Source organism: Paenibacillus sp. FSL F4-0100 (assembly GCF_037993005.1).
Classification (GTDB): domain Bacteria; phylum Bacillota; class Bacilli; order Paenibacillales; family Paenibacillaceae; genus Paenibacillus_AQ.
Genome location: NZ_CP150303.1, coordinates 1,084,105 through 1,109,167 on the forward strand (window position 1 = coordinate 1,084,105; position 25,063 = coordinate 1,109,167).

Consider the following 25,063-nt stretch of genomic DNA (forward strand, 5'->3'; position numbering starts at 1 on the left):
CATATATGCGCAGCAAAAAGCACCGGGCAAGCCTCCCTTTTGAGGCATTTGCCTGGTGCTTTTTTTTAGATAGCAGAAAGAAAGTATGTCGTTAGGCGTTTTTCTTATGATCTATTCATATAGCCGTGAAATGGCTTTTGCGGCTGTGCTGACATGCTCACGCAGCTCCTGCGGGGCCATCACCTCGATTTCCGCTCCGCAGCTTAGAAGTAATGCTGAGGCCGATTCTAAGGTGTTGAATTCCAAATCGGCTGCTATCCATCCGTCGTGCTGGCTTTCCATGTGGCATCGGATTATTTTTACGTATCGCTCGCGCTCAAAGCGCTTGATCAGAGAGACGGTCATTCGAACCTGTGCCGGATACTGCGGAAGATTCTGCATGAACCGTGCCAGCGACTCCTCCCAATACTCGGATAGATTAAAATCAGCCGGGCGCTCGAAGGTATCCTCGGACATGACGGCATCCACGATTCTCGATACACGGTAGGTTCGCATATCGCCTTCGGATTCCGCGACCACATACCAGGTGCTGCGTTTGGCAACTAGGCCGAGCGGATGAATGATTCTTTCGACCCGCTCCTCTCCCTTCATATATTGAATACGGGTGATACGATCCAGCCATAGTGCCTCCTGAAGCACTGTAAGATACGGATGCGATTCACGGTAGGAGTGCCAGCCTGCGCCATCAATATGGATTTTCTCCCGAATGATTTCGGCGTCCTGCCGAATGGAGCGGGGGGAAGAGGCCAATAATTTCTGATAAGCCGCATCAAACTGTTTGCGGATTCCCAAATCTCCGATGAGCGGACTATGACTGGAGACCAGCAGGGAGATAAGCTCGTCAGGCGTCATTCCGGTCAGGTTCGTTCGATAGCTCTCCTCCAGCACCCAACCGCCGAAGGAGCCTCTTTCCGCATAGACGGGAATACCGGCCGAGCTTAGACTTTCCATATCTCGTATGATGGTTCGTTCCGATACCTCGAGCTGCTCCGCTAAATAACGGGTGTTCTTCTTACCTCCGTTCTGGAGCATCAGCATAATGGACAATAGACGATCCGCCCTCAAGTCATGTCACCTCTTTAATATCTGTAGAAGATAATTGTATTGTAGCACGGATATAAGACAAGGGATGTCATATATGACTGATACGATAAGGATGTTGAGAAAATTCAGTATACAGGTAGGAGGTTACGCTATGAATAAGAATGAGCACAAGCCATTACAAGGTAAAGTAGCCGTCGTTGCCGGAGCGACCCGAGGGGCTGGCCGCGCCATTGCGGTGATGCTGGGTGCCTCTGGGGCAACGGTGTATTGCACAGGACGGAGCGTACGGGGGCAGGTATCGGATATCAAGCGTACCGAGACCATTGATGACACGGCGGATATGGTCACGGCGCGAGGCGGGATCGGCATAGCCGTGCAATGTGACCATACCGTGGAAGAGCAAGTAAAAGCATTGTTTGAACGGATTCGCGAGGACCAGCAAGGACGACTGGACATCCTCGTCAATGATATATGGGGAGGCGAGAACCTCACGCACTGGAACATCCCGTTCTGGGAGCAGTTTCTATCCGATGGATTGCTAATGCAGGAGCGAGCTGTCACCACACACATGATCACAAGTTATTACGGTGTTCCGCTGATGGTGGAGAACGGTAGGGGACTGGTTATTGAAGTTACGGATGGATCTACGTATCGGTATCGCGGGAACTTGTATTACAGCCTGGCAAAAATTTCGGCGATTCACCTTGCTGTAGCCATGGCGGAAGAGTTACGTCCATATCAGGTAACCGCGCTGTCCGTTACACCAGGATTTCTGCGTTCCGAACAAATGCTGGATCACTTTGGTGTTACGGAAGAGAATTGGCAGGATGCCACAGCGCAAGAGCCGCATTTCATAGAGTCGGAGACCCCGTATTTCCTGGGACAGGGCATTGCGGCGCTTGCGGCCGATCCCAATGTTGCCGACAAGAGCGGCAAAGCGCTAACTAGCTGGGATTTATCGGATGAATACGGGTTTAGCGACATCGATGGACGCAGGCCGCATTGGGGCAATTATGCGAAGAAGCAAGGACTTCCTCTTTCTTAAAAAGAAAGGGGAGCATGTAAAACAGGGTGACCTACCGCCATGATAGCGAATAGGTCACCCTGTTTTGTTGTGGATTTTTATTCGTTCATTCGCGAATACCGCTGCGTAATCTGGATCGTGCAGTTGCCGGTGAGTCACACCATGAAATCCAAAAATCCAGTTCAAGCAAGTTAGGAACGGCCGCGTCTCATCGAACCCATGATCAGGCTGACGATAAAGACAAGCACGACGGCACCGATCAGAGCAGGCAGGATGTAGAATCCTCCCATTTCCGGTCCCCAAGACCCGAGCAGAAGTCCACCCAGCCAAGCACCGACAAAACCGGCAATGATGTTACCGATGATACCGCCGGGGATGTCTCTGCCCATAATCAAGCCTGCAATCCAACCAATGATACCACCAACGATTAATGACCAAAGAAAACTCATTGTTTATCACCTCGTATAAGTTATAGTTGTTTGTGCCTTACTATTAACCAAAGACGTGATTTTTAAACCGGATGATGACGAAATCACTTTTTTCCAGCAGACGAAATACCGTGTCATGCTTTGATAAACGCCGGGTATTTGATTATGCTTGAAATAGGGTTAGTCTGATAATAATAAAGGAGCTGGCATGGGACTTATGGTTGAAAAATGGACAGAAGAATATACGATTCAATCGGTTGATGCAGATTTTAAAGGGGATTGCCGTTGGTCTTCGCTGCTCAGTATTTTGCAAAGAGCGGCTGACCGGCATATTGAGGCGCTCGGGATCAGTCGCGAGGAGATGATCGAGCGGGGCATGGGCTGGATGCTGATTACGCTGGAGCTTGATATGCGGCGCATGCCAAGGGATATGGAAACCGTATATGTGGACACCTGGAGCCGCGGGGCCAAAGGGGCGCTGTGGCATCGGGATTATCGGATAAAGAACGGCGATGGAGAATTGCTGGGCGAGGGCCGCTCGGTATGGGCGCTGGTGGATATTCATAAACGGAGAATTTTGCGTCCGTCCATGTTTCCATACGAGGTGCCGATCGGTCAGGAAACGGTTGGAGAACTGCCAAGCAAAGCCGTTTTGCCGGAAGGGGTACAGCTGGATGAGGCGTATACCTATACGGTCCGATACAGCGGAATCGATACGAATGGTCATTTGAATAATGCCCGTTATGCAGATCTGTGCTTTGACGTGTTAGATGATCAGGAGCTTCGGGAAGGGCAAGTGACCGGCTTCAAGATTACATATCATCACGAGGCCAGACTGAAGGATACGATGCTGATCAAGCGTTCGGTCGAAGAGAACAATCGGGTGTATGTGCAGGGCGCATCGCCGGACGGAATCAACTTTTTTGAAGCGGCTATCGTTAGGGAGTCATAACCATCAGGCGAATTCTTTCGAAGGGGAAAGAGCGGCCTGACGCTTCATGGAGGGTGAACGGATGTACAAAATCATGATTGTTGAGGATGACCCGAAGCTGGCGGGGATGCTGCAATCGCATATCGAACGGTACGGAAATGATGGGAAAATCATCGAGGATTTCGATCATGTGCTGGAGCAATTCCACGAGATAAAGCCGCATATCGTTCTGCTCGATGTGAATCTGCCAAGCTTTGACGGATATTATTGGTGTCGCCAGATCAGGTCGGTATCCACCTGTCCGATTATTTTCATATCCGCTCGGAACGGGACGCCCGATCAGTTAAGGGCACTGGAGAACGGAGCGGATGATTATATCACCAAGCCGTTTGCTTACGATATCGTCATCGCCAAAATCCATAGCCAGCTGCGTCGCGTATATGGCGATTATGCAGCAGCATCCGCCGAGCGTACGGTTGAGAAGGACGGGCTGGTCCTGTATCCCGAACGGATGGAGCTGATTCTCGAGGATCGGACATCCTTACTCACGAAAAAAGAAACAATCCTCCTGGAGACGCTGCTGAGCCGGAGCCCCCGTCTGGTCACACGCGAGACGATTCTGGAGAAGCTGTGGGATGATACGTTCGTTGACGATAATACGCTGAGCGTGAATATTAACCGGGTACGAAAACGGCTTGCGGAGTTAGGGATTGAGAATGCGCTGGAAACGATCCGTGGCTCCGGGTATCGGCTGCACACGGTTTGGAAGAGGTAAGGGAAGGCTATGAAAAAGCTGTTTTGGCGTGAGCAACTGCCCCTGATTCTATTTACGGTCGCCGAGTTGTTCGTCGTGCTGCTCGTATTCTGGTATGACGGTTATGATCATCCGGTGACAGCGGCCTATGCCGTTTTCCTCGGTCTGACCATTCTGGGCGGATACTTGGCATTCCGGTACTTCACGCACCGGGATTTCTACGAGCGGCTGTCACAGCCCATCAGGTCGCTGGAGGAATCGATCAAGCATAATGAATCGGCCCCGCTGCCTACGGCCCTTAGCGAGCTGATGGAAGAGCAATACCGTCAATACCGAACGGTCATGGAAGAATGGGAGCGCCGGCGGAAAGAGCATATGATCTTCATGAATCAATGGGTGCATCAGATGAAAACGCCGCTATCCGTCATTGAGATGATCATGCAAGAGGATTATAACGACTCCTTCAAGAGTATATCCGAAGAGTCCGACCGGATTCGGCGCGGGCTGGAGATGGTGCTCTACATGTCCAGGCTCGAAACCTTTGAGCAGGATTTCAGTGTGGAGCCCGTGAAGCTGCATCAGGCGGCAGTCGATGCAGTTCACGAGAATAAGCGTTATTTTATTCACAGTCATGTGTATCCGGAAGTCCGGATTGATTCGGATCTCACCGTCCAGACGGATGCCAAGTGGCTTCGGTTCATCCTGCTGCAGCTGCTATCCAACGCCATCAAATATTCCGCCGGTACCGGACTTAAGGTGACGATCCAAGCCCACCGGAGCGAGGATCACCGCCATGTCGTGCTGGAGATCACGGACCGGGGGATGGGCATACCCAAATCCGATATGAAGCGGGTGTTCGACCCGTTTTATACCGGGGAAAACGGACGCAAACTGAAGGAATCCACCGGCATGGGCTTGTATCTCGTTAAGGAGGTCGTTCATAAAATGAATCACCAAATCGAGCTGGAATCCGAGCCGGGGAGAGGAACGACCGTGAGGTTGATATTCTCGGGGTGAGGCCTGCTTGGTGTAGACGTCTCTTGGGTGGTTAGAGTTCATTTATTACAGTTGCAGGTGACATTGATGAAAATAGCATTATGTAGGCTGTAAAGCATGTGTTAGAGATATCTAGTTCGATTTCTTGTTAAACTTTGGATTGAATCACTTAAATACTTTATGAGGGCACCTTATCTCGGATAAACGATGGTTATTGAAATCATCATGAAGCCCTGAGATAAGGTTCTTTCTTTTGTTTTAAATAATGAGTAGGTATCGGCACGCGCCAGCGGAGAGGACGAAACGATTCCGAAGAAGCGAAGCGGTCGCCTTTGCACATTTTCACCACAGTGTAATCGTTCAGAAAATTTGGGGGTAACAGCGATCATAGGAACGTTACGTACTCGGAGCGGTCTTGAGAAGCGCATAAGTGACGTTTTTGGTGCTCCTTTTACTTTTAGTAAACATGAATCTTACATCGATGTAAGATTGGTGAAAGAGTGATCGATAGGAGAAGCTCCGGGGATGCTATACACTTACCTTACAAGATATGAAATAACGAAGGTGAGGTTTACAAGATGGAAATACTAAACGTGCGCAATCTGGGCAAAGTCTATAAAGCCGCGGTGTCCCACGAGGCGCTTTCCAATATCAATTTGAGTATTAACGAAGGGGAATTCGTTGGCATTATGGGACCTTCCGGCAGCGGAAAAACGACGCTGCTCAACATGATCTCCACCATCGACCGTCCCACGTCCGGGGAGATCACCATTGGCGGGGAAGATCCGTTCCGATTATCCCAGGATAAACTCGCCATGTTCCGCCGCCGTGAGCTTGGATTTGTCTTTCAGTCCTTCAACCTGCTGAATACACTGACGGTGAAGGAGAACATCCTGCTGCCGTTGGCACTGGACGGTGTGGATCTGGATGAGATGAACCGCCGGGTGGGCATATTGGCCGAGAAGCTGGGCATTACATCGATTCTGGATAAGCGGACTTACGAAATCTCGGGGGGGCAGGCGCAGCGGACGGCCGTTGCACGGGCCATGATCCATGTACCGAAGCTGGTCCTGGCCGATGAACCGACGGGCAACCTGGACTCCAAATCGGCGCGCGACGTGATGGAGATCATGGACCGGAGAAACAAGGAAGACCAAGTGACGATGCTATTGGTTACGCATGATCCGGTTGCCGCAAGCTACTGCAATCGGGTGGTGTTTATTAAGGACGGTCAGTTGTACAACGAAATCACGTACGGTGAGAGCCAGTCGGCCTTTTATCAAAAAATCATCAATGTGTTATCGCTGCTGGGAGGTTCGGGACATGAATTTTCGCCAGTTCGCCATTAACAATGTCCTGCGCAGCAAGCGCACGTATATCGCCCATTTCCTGAGCAGCGCCTTCTCCGTCATGATTTTCTTTACTTACGGATTGCTTTCGTTTCACCCCCAGATGAAGGACGGCCTGGTCTCTTCCAGCGAAACCATGTCCATGCTGGGAACGATGGGCATGACGGTATCCCAGTATATTGTGTTTGTCTTTTCATTCTTTTTCCTTCTGTATTCCGTGGGGGCCTTTATCAAAGTCCGGAAGAAGGAATTCGGCATACTGCTGATTCTCGGGATGTCCCGCAAGCAGCTGAACCGGATGCTGTTCATCGAAAATATTCTGATTGGCGTTGCTGCAATCGTAGCCGGGATCGGGACGGGCGTGCTGTTCTCGAAGCTGATTCTGTTAATCAGCGCCAAATTGCTGGCTGTGGATAACGGACTTCCGTTTTATTTTCCACTCAAAGCGCTTCTCATCACAGCAGCAGCTTATGCCGTCCTGTTCCTGTTGATTGCATTGTGCTCCTCGTTCATGCTGCGGAAGGGTACGCTGCTTGCGCTCGTGAAAGCGGAGGAAAGTCCCAAACCGCAGCCGAAGGCATCACCTTGGCTGGCCGTGCTGGCTGTCCTGTTGATTGGTGCTGGATACGGCATGGTTATGGCTTTTGCGATTCTCCAAATCTTTAATTTTATTCTGCTGTTTGGAGGGGTTGTACTTGTTATCATCGGTACGTATTTTCTCTTCACCCAGTTTAGCGTTTATTTTATGCGGTATTTGCAGAGGAAGGAGCGATTCTTCTTCCGTCGAACCAATCTGCTGACGGTATCGGAGCTACTGTACAGAATCAAGGACAATGCGGTAATGTTCTTCCTCGTTTCAGTCATTTCAGCATCTGCCTTTACCGGGATTGGTACCACGCTCGCGATCGGGGATCCGGGCCTGTCGGCCATGGAGAACCCCTATGCTTATACGTATTCCTTGTATAACGAGGATGCGGACAAAGGCAATCGGCATCTTGATATCATCAGGGAGGAGCTCAAGAAGGGCGGATTTGATTATAAGGAGGCGGAGGTTACCCCGATTTTCTCGGATAACGGGGTGATGCTGATTAAACTTAGCGAATATAACAATCTCATTCAGTCGCTGGGTTACCCGGCAGAAACATTGGGCAATCTTGAAGGGATCTTGACTCCGGGAACGGTCTCGGAGAAGAATAGCTACCGAATCGACGGTCCCTTGAATGATCAGTTAGAGGTATTAAACGGCAAGAAATCGGAAATCGTAAAGGTGCTCAAAGCCGAAACGTTCATTGCTGTACCTGCAGCCTACGGCGAGACACTGGTCGTATCCGACCGCTTGTACGAGGATGCGTTCCAGGCACAACAGGATCAGGATTACGGTTATGCGGCATACCATACATTTTACGTACAGGATTGGAAGAATACAGGGGATGTGTCCAGATCGATTCAGGATCGTCTTAACAAGAATGAAGACTACAGCTATTATCTAAAATCATTGTACTTGGAGTGGAAAAGCGCCCAGCAGCAGAACGGAATTCTGCTTATGGTTAGCGGCCTGGTTGGCATTGTCTTCTTCACCTTCGCGGCAAGCTTTGTTTATTTCCGGCTGTATGCGGATCTTGCTCGGGACGAACAGCAGTATCGCATGATTGCTAAGGTCGGCCTTAGTAAAAAAGAGCTTGGTACCATCATTACGAAGCAGCTTGTCATTATGTTCTTTCTGCCGATGCTTATCGCACTCATTCATAGCGGCGTTGCCTTCGTAGCCCTGCAGCAGCTGGTAGACTTCTCGATCGTAGGGCACAGTTTGAAGATTTTCATCTTCTTCCTGAGCATACAGATTATTTATTTCTTTATTACTCGCTGGCGTTATCTAGATCGTCTTAACAAAATCATTCAGTGAAAATCGCCATTTCTTCGTTGAAAAGTGCCAAAACGGGTATGTTATTACAAGAAGCACTTACAACGAGAAGTGGGGGCGATTCCATAATGAATCACAGCATGTTAAAGACGGGTGCCGTAGAGACTGAAGAGATTACGCCGGATATTCTTTCTTTGCGTACTGTAATGGTGAACGTCCAGATGATCGGTACGCCTGGAACGGGAGATTGGGTACTGATTGATACGGGACTCGGAAATTTTGAAGGCTCCATTGTAGAAGAAGCGGAGAAAAGATTCGGAAAGCCGCCGGTTTGCATCGTGCTTACGCACGGCCATTTTGACCATGTCGGGAATGTGAAGGCGTTGGCGGACCGCTGGAGCGTACCTGTCTACGCTCATCCGAGCGAACTGGCGTTTCTTACGGGAAAAGAAGACTATCCACCAGGAGATCCAAGCGTAGGCGGCGGATTGATGGCCCGCGTTGCTCCGATGTATCCGAACAAAGCCATCGATCTGGGCTCCAGGATACAACCTCTGCCGGAGGACGGCAGCGTGCCGGGTCTTCCTGAATTCAAATGGCTGCCGACACCAGGCCATAGCCCCGGCCACATCTCTCTGTTCCGCGAACGGGACCGAGTCCTCGTAGCGGGAGACGCGGTGATTACGGTGAAGCAAGAGTCGGCGCTAGCCGTCATCGGGCAGGAGAAGGAGCTGCATGGTCCGCCGATGTATTTTACGCCGGATTGGGATCTCGCGCGGGAATCGGTTCGCCGCCTGGCAAGCCTGAATCCCGAGGTTCTGATCACGGGACATGGGGTCTCGATGCGGGGTGAGGAGCTTACGGCTTCACTTGCACGGCTGGCCCGGGACTTTGATCGTTTGGCCGTTCCCGACCAAGGCCGATATGTGGATAAGGATATGAATTGATTGAGAACGGATCTAATTATCCGTTTCATGATATGAACGATTTATAAGCTAAACGAGACACCGTGAGGGCGATGGCCTTGCGGTGTTTTTTAATATGAGGCAGATTGTAATATGAAGTGTCTATATTAACTTGATACACACTTGGTGATGAACAGGCCGAAAAGTTCTATATAAATAAGAATGCGCTTAAAAGTTCGCGGAAATCGCGTATTTTTTATTTTATGGATATAATTCTTATACTAGGCATGCGACAAGATCTTATATTCATAGTGGAGGATTAATGATGGCAAAAATATTGGTAGTTGAAGATGAAAAACCGATTAGCGACTTGATTACAATGAATTTAAAGCTTGTGGGGCATCAGTTTTTTAAAGCTTTCAATGGGATGGAGATGCAGACAATTCTGGAACAGGAGAAGGTTGATCTCATTTTGCTCGACGTTATGCTGCCCGGTTTGGACGGTTTTGAGCTCATGAGACGCAATCGGCATTTAAATGTTCCGGTTATTTTTATTACCGCTAAAGATTCATTATATGACCGCATTACAGGGTTTGAACTCGGCGCGGATGATTATATTATTAAGCCTTTTGAAATTTTAGAGCTGCTTGCACGCATAAATGTGGTTTTACGTCGAAACGCACAGGAACATGACGGATTTATTGCGGAAGGGGTTGATGTCCGTTTGGCGGCACGGAAAATTTACAAGAACGGACAACTTGTCGAATTGACTGCAAGAGAGTTTGAACTGTTGGAGGTTTTGATTCAGAACAGAAATATCGCGTTGTCCAGGGAAAAGCTGTTGGAGCTTGCCTGGGGATATGAATTTGAAGGCGATACACGCACCGTGGACGTACATATCAGGCAGCTTCGCAAAAAATTAGGGTGGGAAGAACGCATAAAAACGATTTATAAGCTTGGTTACCGTCTAGAATCGGAGGGATGAGGCATGCGATTTTGGCAGAAAACACTACTGGTCGTGCTTATCTTGTTCATTCTGACCCTTGATGTAAGCGTAATTATGATTATGAAAAAAAGTTGGAATCTTAACATGGAAAGAGAGATTCAAAGGGCTTCTAGTGAGCAGGCATTAATTGCCAACAACATCTATGAAAATTTGAATTCAATCAAATCCCGGGGGATGTCCATTAATGATACCGTATTATTTGATGTTGCACGCTCTTATGCAGATTATTATCGGCAGCAGGGAATCGCTTTACAATTATGGGATCAGGGGCAGTTAGTGTATAGTGATGAGTCTGCTAAGAAGGACATGCCCTTAATACCAAATGAACAAGCAGATGAAGAAACGGCACACGAAGTTATCATATCCAAAGAGCTGCCATTTCCGTACAATCACCTCTTGCTGACATACCGGCGGGATATCGAGGAGTTGTATGCCAAACAAGCCGAATTAAATCGTTATTTTGTTTTTATCAATTTTATCGCCAGTCCAATTCTTATTATTTTGCTGTATATCCTGATCCGACAATTAACGAAACCTTTGCGGTTATTATCCAATACGACCAAAAATATCGCAGAAGGAAATTATGGTGAACGGGTGACTTTAAAGAACAACGATGAATTTGGTGAATTGGCGCAAAATTTTAACCAAATGGCCGAAGCTGTTGAACGTCATGTAACCGAGCTTTCTGCTATGGCTGAGGCAAAGCAAAGAATTGTCGATAACCTGGCTCACGAATTGAGAACCCCTCTGACAAGTATGCAGGGTTTCGCCCAATATTTGAATTCCGCAAACATTGGCGAAGAAGAACGAATGACGGCTAGCGGTTATATCTGGAGCGAAACATTGCGCTTGAAAAATCTGGTCTTTAAGCTGCTGGATCTCTCCATCCTAAGTCACCAGCCGATAGAACGTACACCTGTGTCAGTTGTTGATCTGTTTGAATCCGTCCGGCGAACGGAACACAATAATTTGGAGATGGCTGGTATTGAACTTGTCCTGCAGGTTGAACTCGACAGCGTATGGGGGGATCGTGATCTGCTAGCGTCTTTTCTGATCAATTGCATTGAAAATTCAATTCACGCTTCATCCGAGGGTTCCGAAATCAGACTTCTTGCTTATGAACAGAATTCCACAGCTGTACTGGAGGTGCGCGACTTTGGGAGAGGTATGAGCGCCAAGCAGGTGGAACATGCGTTTGAGCCATTCTATCGAGTGGACAACGCCCGTTCGAGAGAACATGGAGGAGCAGGACTTGGTTTATCTTTATGCCGTCAAATTGCGGAGGCGCATCAGGCGATGCTGTTTCTCGAATCCAAGGAATATATCGGCACAACCATCCGAATTAATTTACAACTTCATAACAACAACCTTCTAACTCCATAACATATTTAAATTAAGGTATGCATAGGCGGACAAGCCTACTTAAAAAGTGGAGGTTTTAACTGTGAACAAAAAGAATGTCCTGGCGGCCCTCGCTATAATCGCCATTTCTGGGGGATTGCTTGCAGCCAGCACGTTTGCTGTCCTGCATTTTGTTCCCACGCCTGTACCTGAACTGTATGGGGAATCTAAGCGGCAAGGAATACCCCCAATGACTTTAGCAAACAGCAAGATACCGATTTTAAAGGTAGAAGCGTCAATGCCGGCAACGACTGTTAAGGAATATCTGGAACAAACGATGACGGAGGAGGATATTCAACAAATCTATCATTATTTTGACAACATCAAGGTTGAAGTGGAAGCAAGTAACCGTAAAATAACTGATCCGGAGGCTAAAAGGTTGGAGGTACTGAAGGAACAATATATTTATGAAGGCGTCCGTCCGCAAAAGCCTTTGCCCCTTAAAGAGGGAAATTATAGTTTCTATTTAGACTTGAGTAAAGCAACTTATGTATATCCCGAGCGGCTTCTGACAGATGAGGAATTATTGCAGTATATTGATTGGCACTCCCGAGTGAATTTTGCTCTGAGCAAACGGATTGTCAAACCCCAGCCCGATTCGAAAGATATAAGTGAAGCAGATGCGTTGGCAAAGGCTCATGACAGTGTAACTCGTCTGTTTGATGTCGATGTCTCCAAACTGAAAGTAACCATATTGTATAATAAATTTGGCCCTGGGCAAATTGGAGAATGGATTGTTCATTTTCAGCCTTACAATGTGGAGAGACTGCAAGCAAGCGCAGAAACTTATTTTATGTATGATGTATTCATAGATTCCTTGACTGGGAATGTGATCGATACCACTCTTTTCAATTCTAACTATAAGAGAACGCCCATCACAGCGGCTATGAAAGAGCAGATCAAACAGGATCACAGCTGGATCGATGCGGCTAAAACCATAGTAAGAGAGAAACAGGGGGATACTCGTGCAATCACAAATACGTCATTCATTGAGGATGTCAAAAATGATCAACGTGGTGTTGTAGCCATATCCATCAGCTTGGAAGACGGTAACGCATATACAGCAGAATTGCGATATCCCGAAAAAACGTTACGATGTCTTATATATGAACCAGCTCCAAAGAAGATATAGTCATAGAATATGTTTTATATAAAACAGAAAAATGTTGCATGTGATAACATAGAACTCTTTCAGAATTGGTTTGTCTAATTAAATCATCTACAATGTATCATCAGACAAAAATCCCATTTCTATATTGAAGTGGGATTTTTGCGTCCATAAACGAATGTATTAAAAATATGTAGCAAAAGAAATCATAGTAGAGGTGCATGATGAAAAAAGCCATTCTCTTATTGTTTTTATCCCTATTCTTTCTTATCATTTTACCAGATCAAAGCCATGCATCAGCTAATCAATCTAAGATCATATTAGACGGTCAGGAAGTGATATTACCTTCTGATGTCCAGGTCACAGTGATGAATAAGCATGTTATGATCCCAATTCGTGTTGTTGCTGAGAATCTAAAGTTTAGAGTTAATTGGGATCAAAAATCGCATCTTGTAAAAATCCAGCAAAATTCAAAGATAATCTCTTTACACGTTGACCAAAGAGAAGCGAAGGTAGCAGGGAAGCCCGTATTACTGGATATTGCTCCTCAAATTCTGAATAAAAGTGTAGTCGTTCCGATACGCTTCGTAAGTGAACAGATGGGACTGTCTGTGAGTTGGGACAACAAAGATAAAATTGTACATCTGACAAGCAGCACCAATAATTCCGCTCAAACTGAAGATTCCACTCCCAATTCAGAAAACAATGAAAAAGTATCGTTAAAACATATCAACGAAATTAATTTTTTGAATAACCAACTCGTTGTAAGCATGGATGGAAAAGTTACCCCAATCATTTCACATTTAAAAGACCCTAATCGAATTGTTTTTGATTTACCTAATACAACGTTTGGTGATTTATCTCAACCATTAGATTCGGGATCTATGGGGAAATTGGATGTTAGTGGTCAACCCCATGTATCGGAAGTGAGATATTCGTTATTTAGTCGTGATCCAGATCAAGTCAGAATCGTGATTGAATTAAAACACGCTAATACAATTCAAGTAAATCATGAATTTATCGGTGATCAACTGGTTATTGATTTAAACGATACAGGCGATTTCGAATCTCCTATTCAAGAACCCTTGGCAGGTGAGCGGGGGAGAAAGATTGTAATGATCGATCCTGGACATGGAGGGAGTGATCCGGGAACGACAAGTATTTCTAATAAACATGAAAAAGATTTTAACCTTGCTTTATCTCTAAAAGTACAAGAACTCCTTTTGAAGGAGCCTGAAATCGAAGTATGGATGACCCGCGATAGTGACGTGTACCCTACCCGAACGGAACGTGTGCAGCTCGCCAATAAAATAAATGCCGACGTATTTGTATCTATACATGGAAACAGTGTTCTCGAGTCACCTCAAGCCAATGGTACAGAGACTTACTATTATCAGCGAAGCAGCAGTAAAGAGCTGGCTGATGCTATTCACAAGCGTTTAATTAAAGCGATAGGTCTGAAAGACCGCGGTGTAAAAGATAACAGTTTTCAAGTTATTAGAGAAACGAAGATGCCTGCTGTTCTATTGGAAGTTGGGTTCCTGAGCAATATCTCCGATGAAAAAGCGATGCTATCCAATACCGTACAATACAAAGCTGCTCAAGCTATTGTCGATGGAATAAAAGAATATCTTAGCATCAGGTAAGTAAAACAGGAAAAATGCAAACTGGCTATGTTTATTAAATTGTTGATATATGGAGATTGTTTTAGGAAAACGAAGGAGGACTAGAACTTTAATCGATTATAGGAACCGCATTTTATCACTCAACGCTCGTTGAAAAGAATACATAGAATTTTTCCATTAAAATTCTTTAGTAACCCCTAGCCCCTAGTACTTTACCTTGAATATTTTTTAAAGGAACGGGGCCAAAATGACGACTGTCCACACTTCTTTCCCAATTATCACCTAAGACAAATATATGTTCTTTAGGAATTTTAATTTTAACCATATTCTGTTTGAAAAAATCATTTTCTTCCTGAGTTAATTTAAAATTAGAGTCACTTTCTTTTTGTTTATCAATGTATTCCTGCTCAGTTAGACCGTATTTTGCTGCCACACCGTAAAAACCATCAAGTTTTTTGTCATTGACATAAACCACTCCTTTTTTTATTTCCACATTATCCCCCTCACTTGCGATAAGTCTAGAAATATAATGATCAGCTAATTTAAAATCTGGGTTATCTTTAAATCCCTCGAACTCTGGAGGTATAAAATAAACAATATCGCCCGGCTTCATGATCATACGGTCAATTTCCGAGTCAATTACTAACGCACCATCTTCAGTATAATGATATTCTGATCGTTGACGGCTCATGTTGTCGATTTTATAGTCAACTGTTTTTAATACCTTTGGTTTTTCTGAATCATTTAAGCTTTCCGTAGAAGTCTTATCTGTAGAACATCCCGACATTAGAAAAATCAAAATAATACCAAGAATCCACTTTCTTCTCATCTCAGCACCTCCTGCTGTAGTACTTCCGGTCAAATCATAATATGCACTCTATTAAATTAAATGAGTCCATATTATATGAACTATTTTAATTCAACCACGGATACATGTTTTCCACTCCATCTTTAATGAATTCTGAGATGTTTACTGAGTTTTGCTCAGTTAGTAATCTCCCATTCATAAATATCTGCCTTTATTCTCTCTGAAATTGTTGCGGTAACATTCACATCAGGATTAAACGTTTGCCATGTGTATCCCGTGTTTCTATTATTGCGGTAAGTGTTATTTTCATGAACGATGTTAGCTCCGCTCCCATACATTCTAAAGTTTTCCGTCGTTTGCCTGACGCCACCCCTTAAAGAAAAACATTCTTGACAGCTTTCATTCTTTACGGTTATTATAGACCCGTAATATCCATTATATAATCGTACTCATTTCACTAAGAGATCGTTATAAGGAGGAAAGAACATGATGAATCGCAATACTTCAGAAGACCATGATGATATCTTCGATGTGGCGGTGGTAGGGGCAGGAGCTGCAGGGCTAAGTGCAGCACTGTTTCTCACTCGAGCTCGTCGCCGAACAGTCATTTATGACGGAGGACCCGTTCGTAATTCAATGATCTCTAAGATTCATGAATACCTTGGGTATGAAGGAAGTACACCGGCCGAATTCCTGGAACGTGGGCGTTCCGAGGTGGTAAGCTACGGCGGAGAAATTCGCAGTGAGACCGTATTGAAGATCGAAGCAAGGCCCGATGGGCTCTTTGATGTCTGGGGCAGCAAGATGAAGATCACGGCTCGGGCCGTAGTACTGGCCACAGGGCTAGTCGATGTGCTCCCCATGGTGCCTGGCTTAAAAGAGGGGTTGGGCAAGTACGTTCATCTGTGCCCATGCTTCAGCGGATATGAAGTTCGGGACAAACCTTTCGTAGCCTTTGGACTACCGGAGCGCCTTGCCCAGCTTGGAAAGTTCCTGACCGCGTGGTCTTCAGACGTAACGGTCGTAAGCCCACACGAGTTCGACTCCGAAACGCTGACAAGGCTTGATGGATTCGGAGTTAAAACCGTTCAAGACGAGGTGACCGGTCTGGTAACGGAAGGGGACCAACTCGTCTCCATCGCCACAGCGAGCGGCACGGAAGTGCCATGTGAAGCAGTTTTTGTGGCGGCCCCTTTCAAAGCTGCGTCTGAACTGGCTGCCTCTCTCTGTGAAGTAGACGAAGCCGGTTTCGCAGTTACCGATACGTACGGAAGAACGAGCCGACCAGGAGTATGGGCGATCGGGAATGCTACGGATCAGCTTGCCCATCTCGTTCATTCAGCCGCCTCCGGTGCGAATATTGGACCTTGGGTCGTTGACTATTTGCTTGAAACATCCCTGAATCCGAAGAAGAAAGAATAGGCACGGATGACCGAAATTTCTTTTTCGCGCACCCAGGCGCTGACGGTGAATCGGCTGATGGCTGCGTATTTTGGAGACATGGACCACGCATCAATGGTGAAATTAATCGAGTCTCTAACTATGTGAATACAGTGCTGCGACACAAACAAATAAAAAGATAAAAGCATCGCTTAAGCCTCTGTATAAGCTTAAACGATGCTTTTTCTATATTAGGGTATTGCGAAATCAAATCTATTTCCGATTTTTCCTTTTAAAACCGTTTTCTATTACCGGAACTCATCCTTGTGTCCGCCAAACTGGAAACCGAATTGACCACTATAACCGCCTAAATGGCCCCCGGCATCGAAGCCAAAACCATGTCCCCCACCAAGATGTGCACCGGTATAACCACCGACACCATATTTTCCACCAAGATATCCACCTGCATGAACTCCCATCCCATGACCACCACCGAGTTGGCCGCCAGCATGAACTCCTACTCCATAGTCACCGCCGAGATGGCTCCCAGCATGAGCTCCTATTCCATGGCCACTCCCGAGATGACCACCGACAAACATACCTGCTCCATAATCACCCCCAAGCTGTCCACCAGCATGAACACCAATGCCATGTTCGAAATGATTGCTATTAGAAGGATAAACGCCATAATATGGTGCAGGATACGGATAATAAGATGGTTGAGGGGATTGACGATATGAGCATAAATATGGGTTAATTATCATTAATAAGCCTCCAATCTGATCGATGATTGTAGCTTATTCAGAACTAATAAAACATGATACTTGACCATTCCAATATAGGAAAAATACAGAATACAGGGTCTGCAAGGGCTTCATATTGTCGAGAATCCCTGTCCTTTTTCACCTCAGCCCAGTAGACTATCGAACGTAGGCTGTGGCTTAGAGGATTTTTTTAGATGTCTACTTGACGGGGGGAACTTCATTCAGCGGTAGCCTCTTGTTTATGGTTGTTGAGCTCTTAATCCTGGGCTGGATCCTCATCCATGCCGACGCCTGAATCAAATACACTGTCCCGCGGAACTTTCGTGAGATCTAGCTTTAGCTTCACTTGGTCATTGATATTCCCATACCAGGCCTCAAAGGAGTCATCCAACTGCTCCTCTCGATCACGATCCTCGTTCACATCTGAATCAACTTCGATTTTATTACCTAATACCTCGTAGTCGTCTTTGGGGTGGATCATACTTTACTTCAACTCCTTCGTATACGAATTGAATTAAAATTCCCTATAAAACTAATTTTATACATGGTTTTCTTTTAAAGCTTAGGTGAACAAGCTGATAAAACAAAAAGAGGGTGTCCATCGTCATTTTTATGCTAATTACAATTCGACAGCTATTCCATTAATCTAACGGGCTGCAAGGATAATTCAGTAAGGAGTGAGACGCATTAAGGAGTTTATTTCTTTACAGTATAAGAAGTTTGGAAATCCTCTTGAGGTGTTGGAATTAGAACAACGAGTAGACGATATACAACTTCAGCACGACGAAATAGTGGTTCGAATGATTCTTAGTCCAATCAATCCTTCTGACCTAATTCCGATTCGAGGTGCCTATAAACATCGAATTCAGCTGCCAGAAGTACCAGGATATGAAGGGGTTGGTGTTGTTGAAGCTGTTGGTTCATCCGTAACAACATCCCTTTTAGGTAAACGGGTACTGCCTCTACGTGGTGAGGGAACTTGGCAACAGTACGTGAAAACAAAAGCCAATTTTGCAATTCGAGTTCCCGTTGAAATTAATAACGAAACAGCAAGCCAAATGTACATTAACCCTATGACAGCGTGGCTTATTTGTACAGAAGAATTGCGGTTAAAGTCTGATGATGTGTTAATTGTAAATGCTTGCGGTTCTGCAATAGGACGTATTTTTGCACAGTTTTCAAAGGTGTTTGGATACAGATTGATTGCGGTGGTAAGAAATGATAGACATACCCAGGAACTGCATTCGCTTGGTGCTTGGGCGGTAATTGACACGTCTAAAGAATGGCTTGTCCATCGAGTTTTGGAATTGACCTGTGGGATGGGGGCAACGGCCGGTATTGATAGCATTGGCGGGCAAGATGGACACGACCTGATTGAGTGTATCCGTCCAGGTGGCACAGTCTTAAGTATTGGTCTTATGTCAGGAACCCAAATGAATTGGGCTCAGATACACCAAAAACATTCTAATATCAGAGTGAAGCCATATTGGCTTAAAAGATGGATTGAAGGTATCTCCGATGTTCGGTGGCATGAAACTTTTGGTGATGTATTCAAATTGGTGATAGATGGGGAATTGACTATTCAAGCACCAAGAACGCGTTTTAGTCTACGGGAATATGAGAAAGCAATTATAGAAACTCAACAAAGTGGTCACATAGGGAAGGTGATTTTGGAACCATTTTTATTCAACTAACGCGCTAATGGTCTTCGTTCGCATTAAGAGTTATAACCGGCCTCGTAAATGTACTAGGCTGGAAGTCCGATCACGAAGCCTTCATGGAAGAATTGTCGAACTTTGATTGATAATGCATCATGACGAATATTCAATATGGAAATGATGAACGGATTTGTGCGAAAATGAAGGTGATGGTAATCCGGCTTTTTTTAAAAAAAATGATGAGCTGACGTGAACCTGAACACGTTCTGATGCATCTAACATATGTAAGGCCAAGAAAGTGTTGCAGAGGAGGTCTCCCAATGTGAATAAGAAATCAAATATAGAGCACGATGTTCAGCTTGCCAAGCATGGGGATCGAGAAGCCTTTAGCAGGCTGATCCACGCTTGCGAGCGTAATTTGTACGGCTTAGCCCGTTTGTACCTGAAGCGGGAAGAGGATTGTGCGGATGCTGTACAGGAAGCGATTTATAAATCCTTCGCAGCTATGCCTACCTTAAAGGAGCCTGCTTATTTCAAAACATGGTTGTCCCGTATTCTCATTCATGAATGCCTGCAACTGCTGCGTTCCCAGCAGCGGCTGCGCACGGTTGAACTTGCCAATGGCGGTGCCGATTCACTGCCGTATGAAGCGATCGAACTCAACGAAGCCGTGACTCACCTGGATGATGATTTACGCAAGGTCATTCAGCTTCACTATTACCGGGATATGCCGGTTAGCCGTATCGCCAAGATCGTAGGAATACCGCAAGGAACGGTAAAATCCCGGTTGTACCGAGCCCGCGCCATTTTGGCGGAAAGATTGGATCCCTCCACGGAAAGGAGCGTGAGCCATGACCCGATAGTAGGTAAGGAGTCGAGTCGGGATGACTTTGCTCCTATCCTACAGCCTGGTAGTGTTGTACTTCTGCCAGCCAAATCGATCTGGACGGCTAGGCTTGCCGGGGATTACGATATCATTCACAGATCATGGGGTGTGGCGGTTTAATGGGAACGAATCCGAACGTCAGATTGATGGACAAAACCGACCTTGGAGCATGCTCCGAGCTGATGCTCAAGGTCTTTAGCGGCGAACCCTGGTACGACCAGTGGGACTCCGTACAGCATGTGCAGCAATACCTCACGGAATTTATGGACAATCCGGTATTTCTGGGGTTTGTTATCGAACAGGATGGTAAGATCCTCGGTGCCTCTTTTGGTCATACGAAGAGCTGGTATAGCGGTAAGGAATATCATATCCAGGAATATTATATCGATACCGGTAGGCAGGGCAGCGGATTAGGCTCGGCATTAATGAATGGAATGAAGGCATACTTAAGTTCAATTCACATTCATTGCATGGTGCTGCTAACGGAAAAGGATCTTCCGGCGGAAGTTTTTTATCGGAAACATGGTTTTGAAGTGAAGAAGGATATTATTTTTATGGCCAACAGATTTTAGTCGGCGGAATTTATATTGAAAAAATAGGGAGCTGTCTTGATGTCGGTGTGTGTTCTTAACTAACCAAATTTTATAGGACTCTGGCTTGTGCATTGCGAAAAAACCCACTTTATGTGAGTTTTATTTGTCATGCGCGATGGTTCTGAGTCCACCTGGTTAAGAACACAACAGCCATCCCTTATATATTGACTGTACAGCCGTGCTCTGGGCACGGCTTCCCGCTTGGGAGACAGAAGATGGACGATGGTTCATGGACTTCTGTCCCTTTTTTTTCATTACTGCAGCACGTATGGGGGTCACGTGTGTTCTTTTCCAGGGGTAATAACAAACTCATATTCAGGAAAAGAGCGTGATTTCACATGATCCATTATATAGAAGAAGTGAAAACCAAGGTTCGTCTGCAGGAAGGCGTCCAGGTGATCGAACAGCTGCTGGTAGCGAGTTATATGCGGCCCGGTATATCAACCAAAGAGCTGGCACGTCATACGTATCTGCCGGTTCCGGTTGCTTCGGCGATCAAGAAGGAGCTCATCAAGGCAGGGGCTCTCATTCAAGACCGGGGGGTGCGCTGCACCGATTCCGGGAAGTCCTATATTGAACACGAGCTGGGGTATGGAGGCATCGATATAGATCTGTATCAGAAGCTTCTGGCCGGCGAAGTCGATTGGCAGGAGGAGCTTTCTGATGTACTAGCGAGGCTCACGGAGATTCTGGAGATGCGTCCGCAAGTCGATGTACAGATTGACCAATCCCAATGCACGGTAGAGACGAGTCTGCGGAGGGCGATTCTGTGTCTGAGGGAGCACTGTCTGATCGGGAAGAACATTCTGTGTGTTGGCGATGACGACCTGGTGAGCATCTCGCTTGGTCTGCTGCTTAAACGGCTGTTCCCGCACGCGAAGGACCAAAGAGCCGCCATTACGGTTATGGATATCGATGAGCGATTCCTGCGATTTATCCAGGGCGCGGCTGCAAAAGAAGGCTTATCAGTTACATGCAGGCATATCGATCTCAGGCAGCCTTTGCCTGAGGGCTTGAACGGGCAATATGATTGCTTTTTCACGGATCCGCCATACACGCTACAAGGGCTGACTCTGTTCTTATCCAGAGGCATTAGCGCGCTGAAACGCGAGAAGGGATGCCCCATCTTTCTCTCCTTCGCCCACAAATCTCCCGATTTCACATGGTCCATGCAGCGTGAATTCGTCCGTATGGGTTTATCGGTAAAGCAGGTCCTGCTTCATTTCAATCAATATATTGGAGCGCAGATGATCGGTAATAGCGGTCAGATGATCGTGTTAACAACGACGGAATTTACGGCGCCGCGTGTTACAGATTCTTTCGAGGATGAGCTCTACACAGGCGAGGTTAGGCGAACCGTTCGAACCTACAGATGCATCCAATGTCAGGGTGAGCTGCAGGTGGGCGTGCAGGGTGATTTTGCCACGATCGAGGATTTGAAGAAGCAGGGCTGTCCGGTATGCGTCAATCATACGTTCACATGGCTGGCTAAGAAAACGATCTGACTTATCTTTGTGGAAACAATCGAGGGGAGGTTATAATAGGGGAATAGAGGAAGGGGAGGGCTATGAAAGTATTAGTATTGGCTGAGAAGCCGTCCGTTGCGAAGGAAATTGCGAGAGTAATGGGCAGCCGCGAGAAGCAGAAGAATTATTTTGAAGGACCAAAATATATTGTGACCTGGGCGCTTGGACATTTGGTAGGACTTGCCGAACCCGAGGACTATGATAAGAAGTACCAGACCTGGGTTCTGGAGGATTTGCCCATCCTGCCGGATAACACAAGGCTTAAGGTGTTGAAGGAAACAAGTCACCAGTTCAAGACGGTCCAGCATCTGATGAAGCGCCCGGATGTCGGCGAGATGATTATTGCCACTGATGCTGCCCGTGAAGGAGAACTGCTTGCGCGCTGGATCCTCAAAATGGCGAAGTGGAACAAGCCGTTCAAACGGCTGTGGATTTCTTCCCAGACGGATAAGGCGATCAAGGAAGGTTTTGCATCACTCAAGCCGGGGCAGCAGTTCGACAGGCTGTATGAGTCCGCACGCTGCCGGGCGGAAGCGGATTGGATGGTTGGGCTGAATGTGACGCGTGCGCTGACGACCAAATTTAATGCACAGCTGTCGGCAGGCCGGGTTCAGACGCCAACGCTTGGGATGATCATGGACCGGGAGAAGGAGATTGTGAATTTCCGCTCCCAGGAATATGAGACGCTGCAGGCGGATCTGGGGAGCTTTGAGGTATCGTGGCGTCCGGCCGGCGTAGACGGTCGTCTATTCGAGAAGGATAAGGCGGCCAAGCTGAAGCAGAAGCTGGAGGGCAGCACCGGAAAAATCGTCAGCGTGAAAAAGAGCGAAAAAACCGAACCGCATCCGCTGGCATACGATTTGACCGAACTGCAGCGGGATGCCAACCGCCGATTCGGGTTCTCGGCCAAGCAGACCTCGAATGTGCTGCAGCGCCTGTATGAGCAGCATAAGCTGGTCACCTATCCGCGTACGGACAGCCGTTACCTGACATCCGATATGGTCGGAACGTTGAAGGAAAGGCTGTCGAGCATTGCCATCGGGCCTTATGCGTCCATTGCTCGTCCGTTGCTGCGTAAGAACTTATCGCCAGGCAAACGGGTCGTGGATGACAGCAAGGTTACGGATCATCATGCCATCATTCCAACCGAACAAACCGTGCTGTTGAATCAGTTATCTGTCGATGAACGCAAGCTGTACGATCTTATCGTACGCCGGTTCATCAGCTTGTTCTATCCTCCTGCCCGTTACGATAACGTATCGGTTACAGTTCAGATTGAAGGAGAGCAGCTTTACGCGAAAGGGACTACGATCAAGGATAGCGGCTGGCGTGAGGTATACGGCGGCGATTATGATGATGACGCTGACGACGAGCTGGACGATGCTCCGGGTCAGTCTTCAGGCAAGCTCCTGCCGGAGCTGCGAGAAGGAGAGTCGGTGAAGGTGGTCCGCTGTGTGCTGAAACCGGGACGTACCCAGCCGCCGAAACGTTATAACGAAGCGGCGCTGCTCTCCCAGATGGAGAAGCATGGACTTGGAACCCCCGCAACCCGGGCTGATATCATCGAGAAGCTGGTTAGCTCGGACACGATTGAACGGCAGGGGCAATCCCTCCATCCGACAGGCAAAGGCAAGCAGCTGATTGAGCTTGTCGCTCCAGAGCTGAGAACTCCGGAGCTCACGGCGCGCTGGGAGGCCGAGCTCGAACGGATTGCGAAGGGGCAAGGCAAGCCGGAACCATTCTTGCGCGGAATACGGGACATGACCAAGAAGCTGGTCACGGATGTGAAGGGAAGCGAAGCGGAGTATAAACCGCATAATGTCTCGAACAGCCACTGTCCGGATTGCGGGACAAGACTGCTGGAGAAGAAGACCAAGCGCGGCAAGCTGCTAGTCTGCCCGAGTGACGACTGCGGATATAAGCGTTCAGGCGAGAAGCGTCTGTCCAACCGCCGCTGCCCGCAGTGCCACAAGAAGATGGAGATGAAAGAAGGCAAGGCGGGGCTGTTCGTGCAGTGCCTGGGCTGCGGCATTACAGAAACGCTGAAGAAGGACGCCAAGCATGTGAACAAACGCGAGGAGCGGAAGCTCGTGCAGCAATACAGCAAGCCGGAGTCGATTGGTTCGAACCTGGGCGACCTGTTGAAGGCGGCCCTTGAACAGAAGGGGAAGGAATAAGCTGCAATGGTGAGCTTGTCGAGGGATGCTACTCAGTGCCACGATGTGCATCTTCCAAGGCTTGAAATGCGTTTTTCTTGCCGTTGTTAGCATAACCTCGGGTGCAATGGCTCATTCTACGGACAGGGGGTGATTTGCATGCCGAATCATAAAGCAAGAAAAACCGAAAACCAGCAGAACAAATCAAGCATTCTTGAGGAGAGCAAGACCCTCAAACCGAAAAAGGCTGCAGACTATGTTCCGAGCCTGAACGAAATATCCAAGAATGAATCATAAGTTTTCGTAGTGGTTGAGTATGGTCTGGTTGTCATTATGCCGGACACGGGTCCGCTCCGATTTATGACGCCGGCCGTGTCCTAATAATGGCATTCATAGATGGCTTGGCCATGGCTAAGATTGTTTAGCCGGCATTGTCTTCATTAGCCTGCAGTTCTATAATAACAGTAGAACGCAAAGCAAATGGCTGATTGGGCAAGATCGATCAGTTGGAATGGGGGTGCGTGAACCAACGTGAGACCTGCACTGATCGTTTGGTTTATTTTTATCAATGCGGTAGCCTATCTGGTCATGTCCGAGGATAAGCGGCGTGCCCGAATGGGACGGGATCGGGTTCCGGAGCGAACACTATTTCTGCTAGCTGCCATCGGCGGGGCCTTGGGTGTATGGATTGCCATGTACCGCAAACGTCATAAAACGAGGCATTTATCTTTTAAACTGGGCGTGCCGCTGTTGTTAGTCGTGAATGTTGCGCTATACACGTACTTCTGGGGATAAGTCGGATTCATCTGAATTACATAGGAACATCACAGCAAGTCAGCAAGCTCGTTTCATATCGGTAT

General features: G+C 47.1%; 24 protein-coding genes. 19 read left to right on the top strand and 5 right to left on the bottom strand.

Annotated features, from left to right (window positions below; translation table 11 throughout):
* Nucleotides 1-111: 111 nt before the first annotated feature.
* A complete protein-coding gene (locus MHH48_RS04770) occupies nt 112-1,065 on the bottom strand; it encodes a WYL domain-containing protein (RefSeq protein WP_076325635.1) in 954 nt (317 codons plus the stop codon).
* A gap of 130 nt (nt 1,066-1,195) precedes the next feature.
* Here MHH48_RS04770 and MHH48_RS04775 point away from each other — a divergent pair, with 130 nt between their 5' ends.
* Nucleotides 1,196-2,089, top strand: a complete 894-nt coding sequence (locus MHH48_RS04775; RefSeq protein ID WP_076325634.1) for an SDR family oxidoreductase — start codon at nt 1,196-1,198, stop codon at nt 2,087-2,089.
* Nucleotides 2,090-2,259: 170 nt separating this feature from the next.
* Here the strand turns inward: MHH48_RS04775 and MHH48_RS04780 are convergent, their stop codons facing one another.
* Nucleotides 2,260-2,517 (bottom strand): GlsB/YeaQ/YmgE family stress response membrane protein, encoded by a 258-nt coding sequence (locus tag MHH48_RS04780; RefSeq protein ID WP_076325633.1) that lies wholly within the window; start codon nt 2,515-2,517, stop codon nt 2,260-2,262.
* Between the two features lie 196 nt (nt 2,518-2,713).
* Here MHH48_RS04780 and MHH48_RS04785 point away from each other — a divergent pair, with 196 nt between their 5' ends.
* From MHH48_RS04785 to MHH48_RS04830, 10 genes are all read left to right on the top strand, one after another.
* The gene (locus tag MHH48_RS04785; RefSeq protein ID WP_306024481.1) at nt 2,714-3,448 is read left to right on the top strand and encodes an acyl-ACP thioesterase domain-containing protein; all 735 of its coding nucleotides are present in this window, start codon (nt 2,714-2,716) and stop codon (nt 3,446-3,448) included.
* 61 nt (nt 3,449-3,509) lie between these two features.
* A complete protein-coding gene (locus MHH48_RS04790; protein ID WP_076325631.1) occupies nt 3,510-4,202 on the top strand; it encodes a response regulator transcription factor in 693 nt (230 codons plus the stop codon).
* Between the two features lie 9 nt (nt 4,203-4,211).
* Nucleotides 4,212-5,198, top strand: a complete 987-nt coding sequence (locus MHH48_RS04795) for a sensor histidine kinase (RefSeq protein WP_076325630.1) — start codon at nt 4,212-4,214, stop codon at nt 5,196-5,198.
* A 557-nt stretch (nt 5,199-5,755) separates the two neighbouring features.
* Nucleotides 5,756-6,526, top strand: coding sequence for an ABC transporter ATP-binding protein (locus MHH48_RS04800; RefSeq protein ID WP_076325629.1), 771 nt, complete (start codon nt 5,756-5,758; stop codon nt 6,524-6,526).
* Entirely contained in the window at nt 6,501-8,429 is a 1,929-nt protein-coding gene (locus MHH48_RS04805; RefSeq protein ID WP_076325628.1) for an ABC transporter permease, read from the top strand. The genes MHH48_RS04800 and MHH48_RS04805 overlap by 26 nt, the downstream gene beginning before the upstream one ends.
* Before the next feature lie 86 nt (nt 8,430-8,515).
* Entirely contained in the window at nt 8,516-9,334 is an 819-nt protein-coding gene (locus MHH48_RS04810; protein WP_076325627.1) for an MBL fold metallo-hydrolase, read from the top strand.
* A gap of 280 nt (nt 9,335-9,614) precedes the next feature.
* The gene (locus MHH48_RS04815; protein ID WP_340390545.1) at nt 9,615-10,277 is read left to right on the top strand and encodes a response regulator transcription factor; all 663 of its coding nucleotides are present in this window, start codon (nt 9,615-9,617) and stop codon (nt 10,275-10,277) included.
* A 3-nt stretch (nt 10,278-10,280) separates the two neighbouring features.
* Complete coding sequence (locus tag MHH48_RS04820) at nt 10,281-11,681, top strand: HAMP domain-containing sensor histidine kinase (protein WP_076325625.1); 1,401 nt, start codon at nt 10,281-10,283, stop codon at nt 11,679-11,681.
* A gap of 61 nt (nt 11,682-11,742) precedes the next feature.
* A complete protein-coding gene (locus MHH48_RS04825; protein ID WP_076325624.1) occupies nt 11,743-12,831 on the top strand; it encodes a hypothetical protein in 1,089 nt (362 codons plus the stop codon).
* A gap of 197 nt (nt 12,832-13,028) precedes the next feature.
* A complete protein-coding gene (locus MHH48_RS04830; protein WP_340390548.1) occupies nt 13,029-14,453 on the top strand; it encodes an N-acetylmuramoyl-L-alanine amidase family protein in 1,425 nt (474 codons plus the stop codon).
* Between the two features lie 166 nt (nt 14,454-14,619).
* Here MHH48_RS04830 and lepB read toward each other — a convergent pair whose 3' ends face one another.
* Nucleotides 14,620-15,261 (bottom strand): signal peptidase I, encoded by a 642-nt coding sequence (gene lepB, locus MHH48_RS04835; RefSeq protein ID WP_076325622.1) that lies wholly within the window; start codon nt 15,259-15,261, stop codon nt 14,620-14,622.
* Nucleotides 15,262-15,726: 465 nt separating this feature from the next.
* Here lepB and MHH48_RS04840 point away from each other — a divergent pair, with 465 nt between their 5' ends.
* Complete coding sequence (locus MHH48_RS04840) at nt 15,727-16,662, top strand: NAD(P)/FAD-dependent oxidoreductase (protein ID WP_218641289.1); 936 nt, start codon at nt 15,727-15,729, stop codon at nt 16,660-16,662.
* 266 nt (nt 16,663-16,928) lie between these two features.
* Here the strand turns inward: MHH48_RS04840 and MHH48_RS04845 are convergent, their stop codons facing one another.
* The gene (locus MHH48_RS04845) at nt 16,929-17,384 is read right to left on the bottom strand and encodes a hypothetical protein (RefSeq protein WP_144023514.1); all 456 of its coding nucleotides are present in this window, start codon (nt 17,382-17,384) and stop codon (nt 16,929-16,931) included.
* Nucleotides 17,385-17,640: 256 nt separating this feature from the next.
* Entirely contained in the window at nt 17,641-17,865 is a 225-nt protein-coding gene (locus MHH48_RS04850; protein ID WP_076325621.1) for a hypothetical protein, read from the bottom strand.
* A 196-nt stretch (nt 17,866-18,061) separates the two neighbouring features.
* Between MHH48_RS04850 and MHH48_RS04855 the strand changes: the two genes are divergently transcribed.
* The 7 genes from MHH48_RS04855 (at nt 18,062) to MHH48_RS04885 (ending at nt 24,998) form a co-directional block, all read left to right on the top strand.
* Nucleotides 18,062-19,078 (top strand): zinc-dependent alcohol dehydrogenase family protein, encoded by a 1,017-nt coding sequence (locus MHH48_RS04855; protein WP_083659812.1) that lies wholly within the window; start codon nt 18,062-18,064, stop codon nt 19,076-19,078.
* 286 nt (nt 19,079-19,364) lie between these two features.
* Nucleotides 19,365-20,048: a sigma-70 family RNA polymerase sigma factor gene (locus MHH48_RS04860; protein ID WP_076325620.1), complete on the top strand. Its 684-nt coding sequence runs from the start codon at nt 19,365-19,367 to the stop codon at nt 20,046-20,048.
* Entirely contained in the window at nt 20,048-20,500 is a 453-nt protein-coding gene (locus MHH48_RS04865; RefSeq protein ID WP_083659811.1) for a GNAT family N-acetyltransferase, read from the top strand. The genes MHH48_RS04860 and MHH48_RS04865 overlap by 1 nt, the downstream gene beginning before the upstream one ends.
* A gap of 359 nt (nt 20,501-20,859) precedes the next feature.
* Entirely contained in the window at nt 20,860-22,026 is a 1,167-nt protein-coding gene (locus MHH48_RS04870; RefSeq protein WP_076325618.1) for a bis-aminopropyl spermidine synthase family protein, read from the top strand.
* A gap of 62 nt (nt 22,027-22,088) precedes the next feature.
* Entirely contained in the window at nt 22,089-24,224 is a 2,136-nt protein-coding gene (locus MHH48_RS04875) for a DNA topoisomerase III (protein ID WP_076325617.1), read from the top strand.
* A gap of 138 nt (nt 24,225-24,362) precedes the next feature.
* Complete coding sequence (locus tag MHH48_RS04880) at nt 24,363-24,500, top strand: hypothetical protein (protein ID WP_012819087.1); 138 nt, start codon at nt 24,363-24,365, stop codon at nt 24,498-24,500.
* Nucleotides 24,501-24,734: 234 nt separating this feature from the next.
* On the top strand, nt 24,735-24,998 hold the full coding sequence (locus MHH48_RS04885) for a DUF1294 domain-containing protein (RefSeq protein WP_076325616.1): 264 nt from the start codon (nt 24,735-24,737) through the stop codon (nt 24,996-24,998).
* The last annotated feature ends 65 nt before the right edge of the window (nt 24,999-25,063 follow it).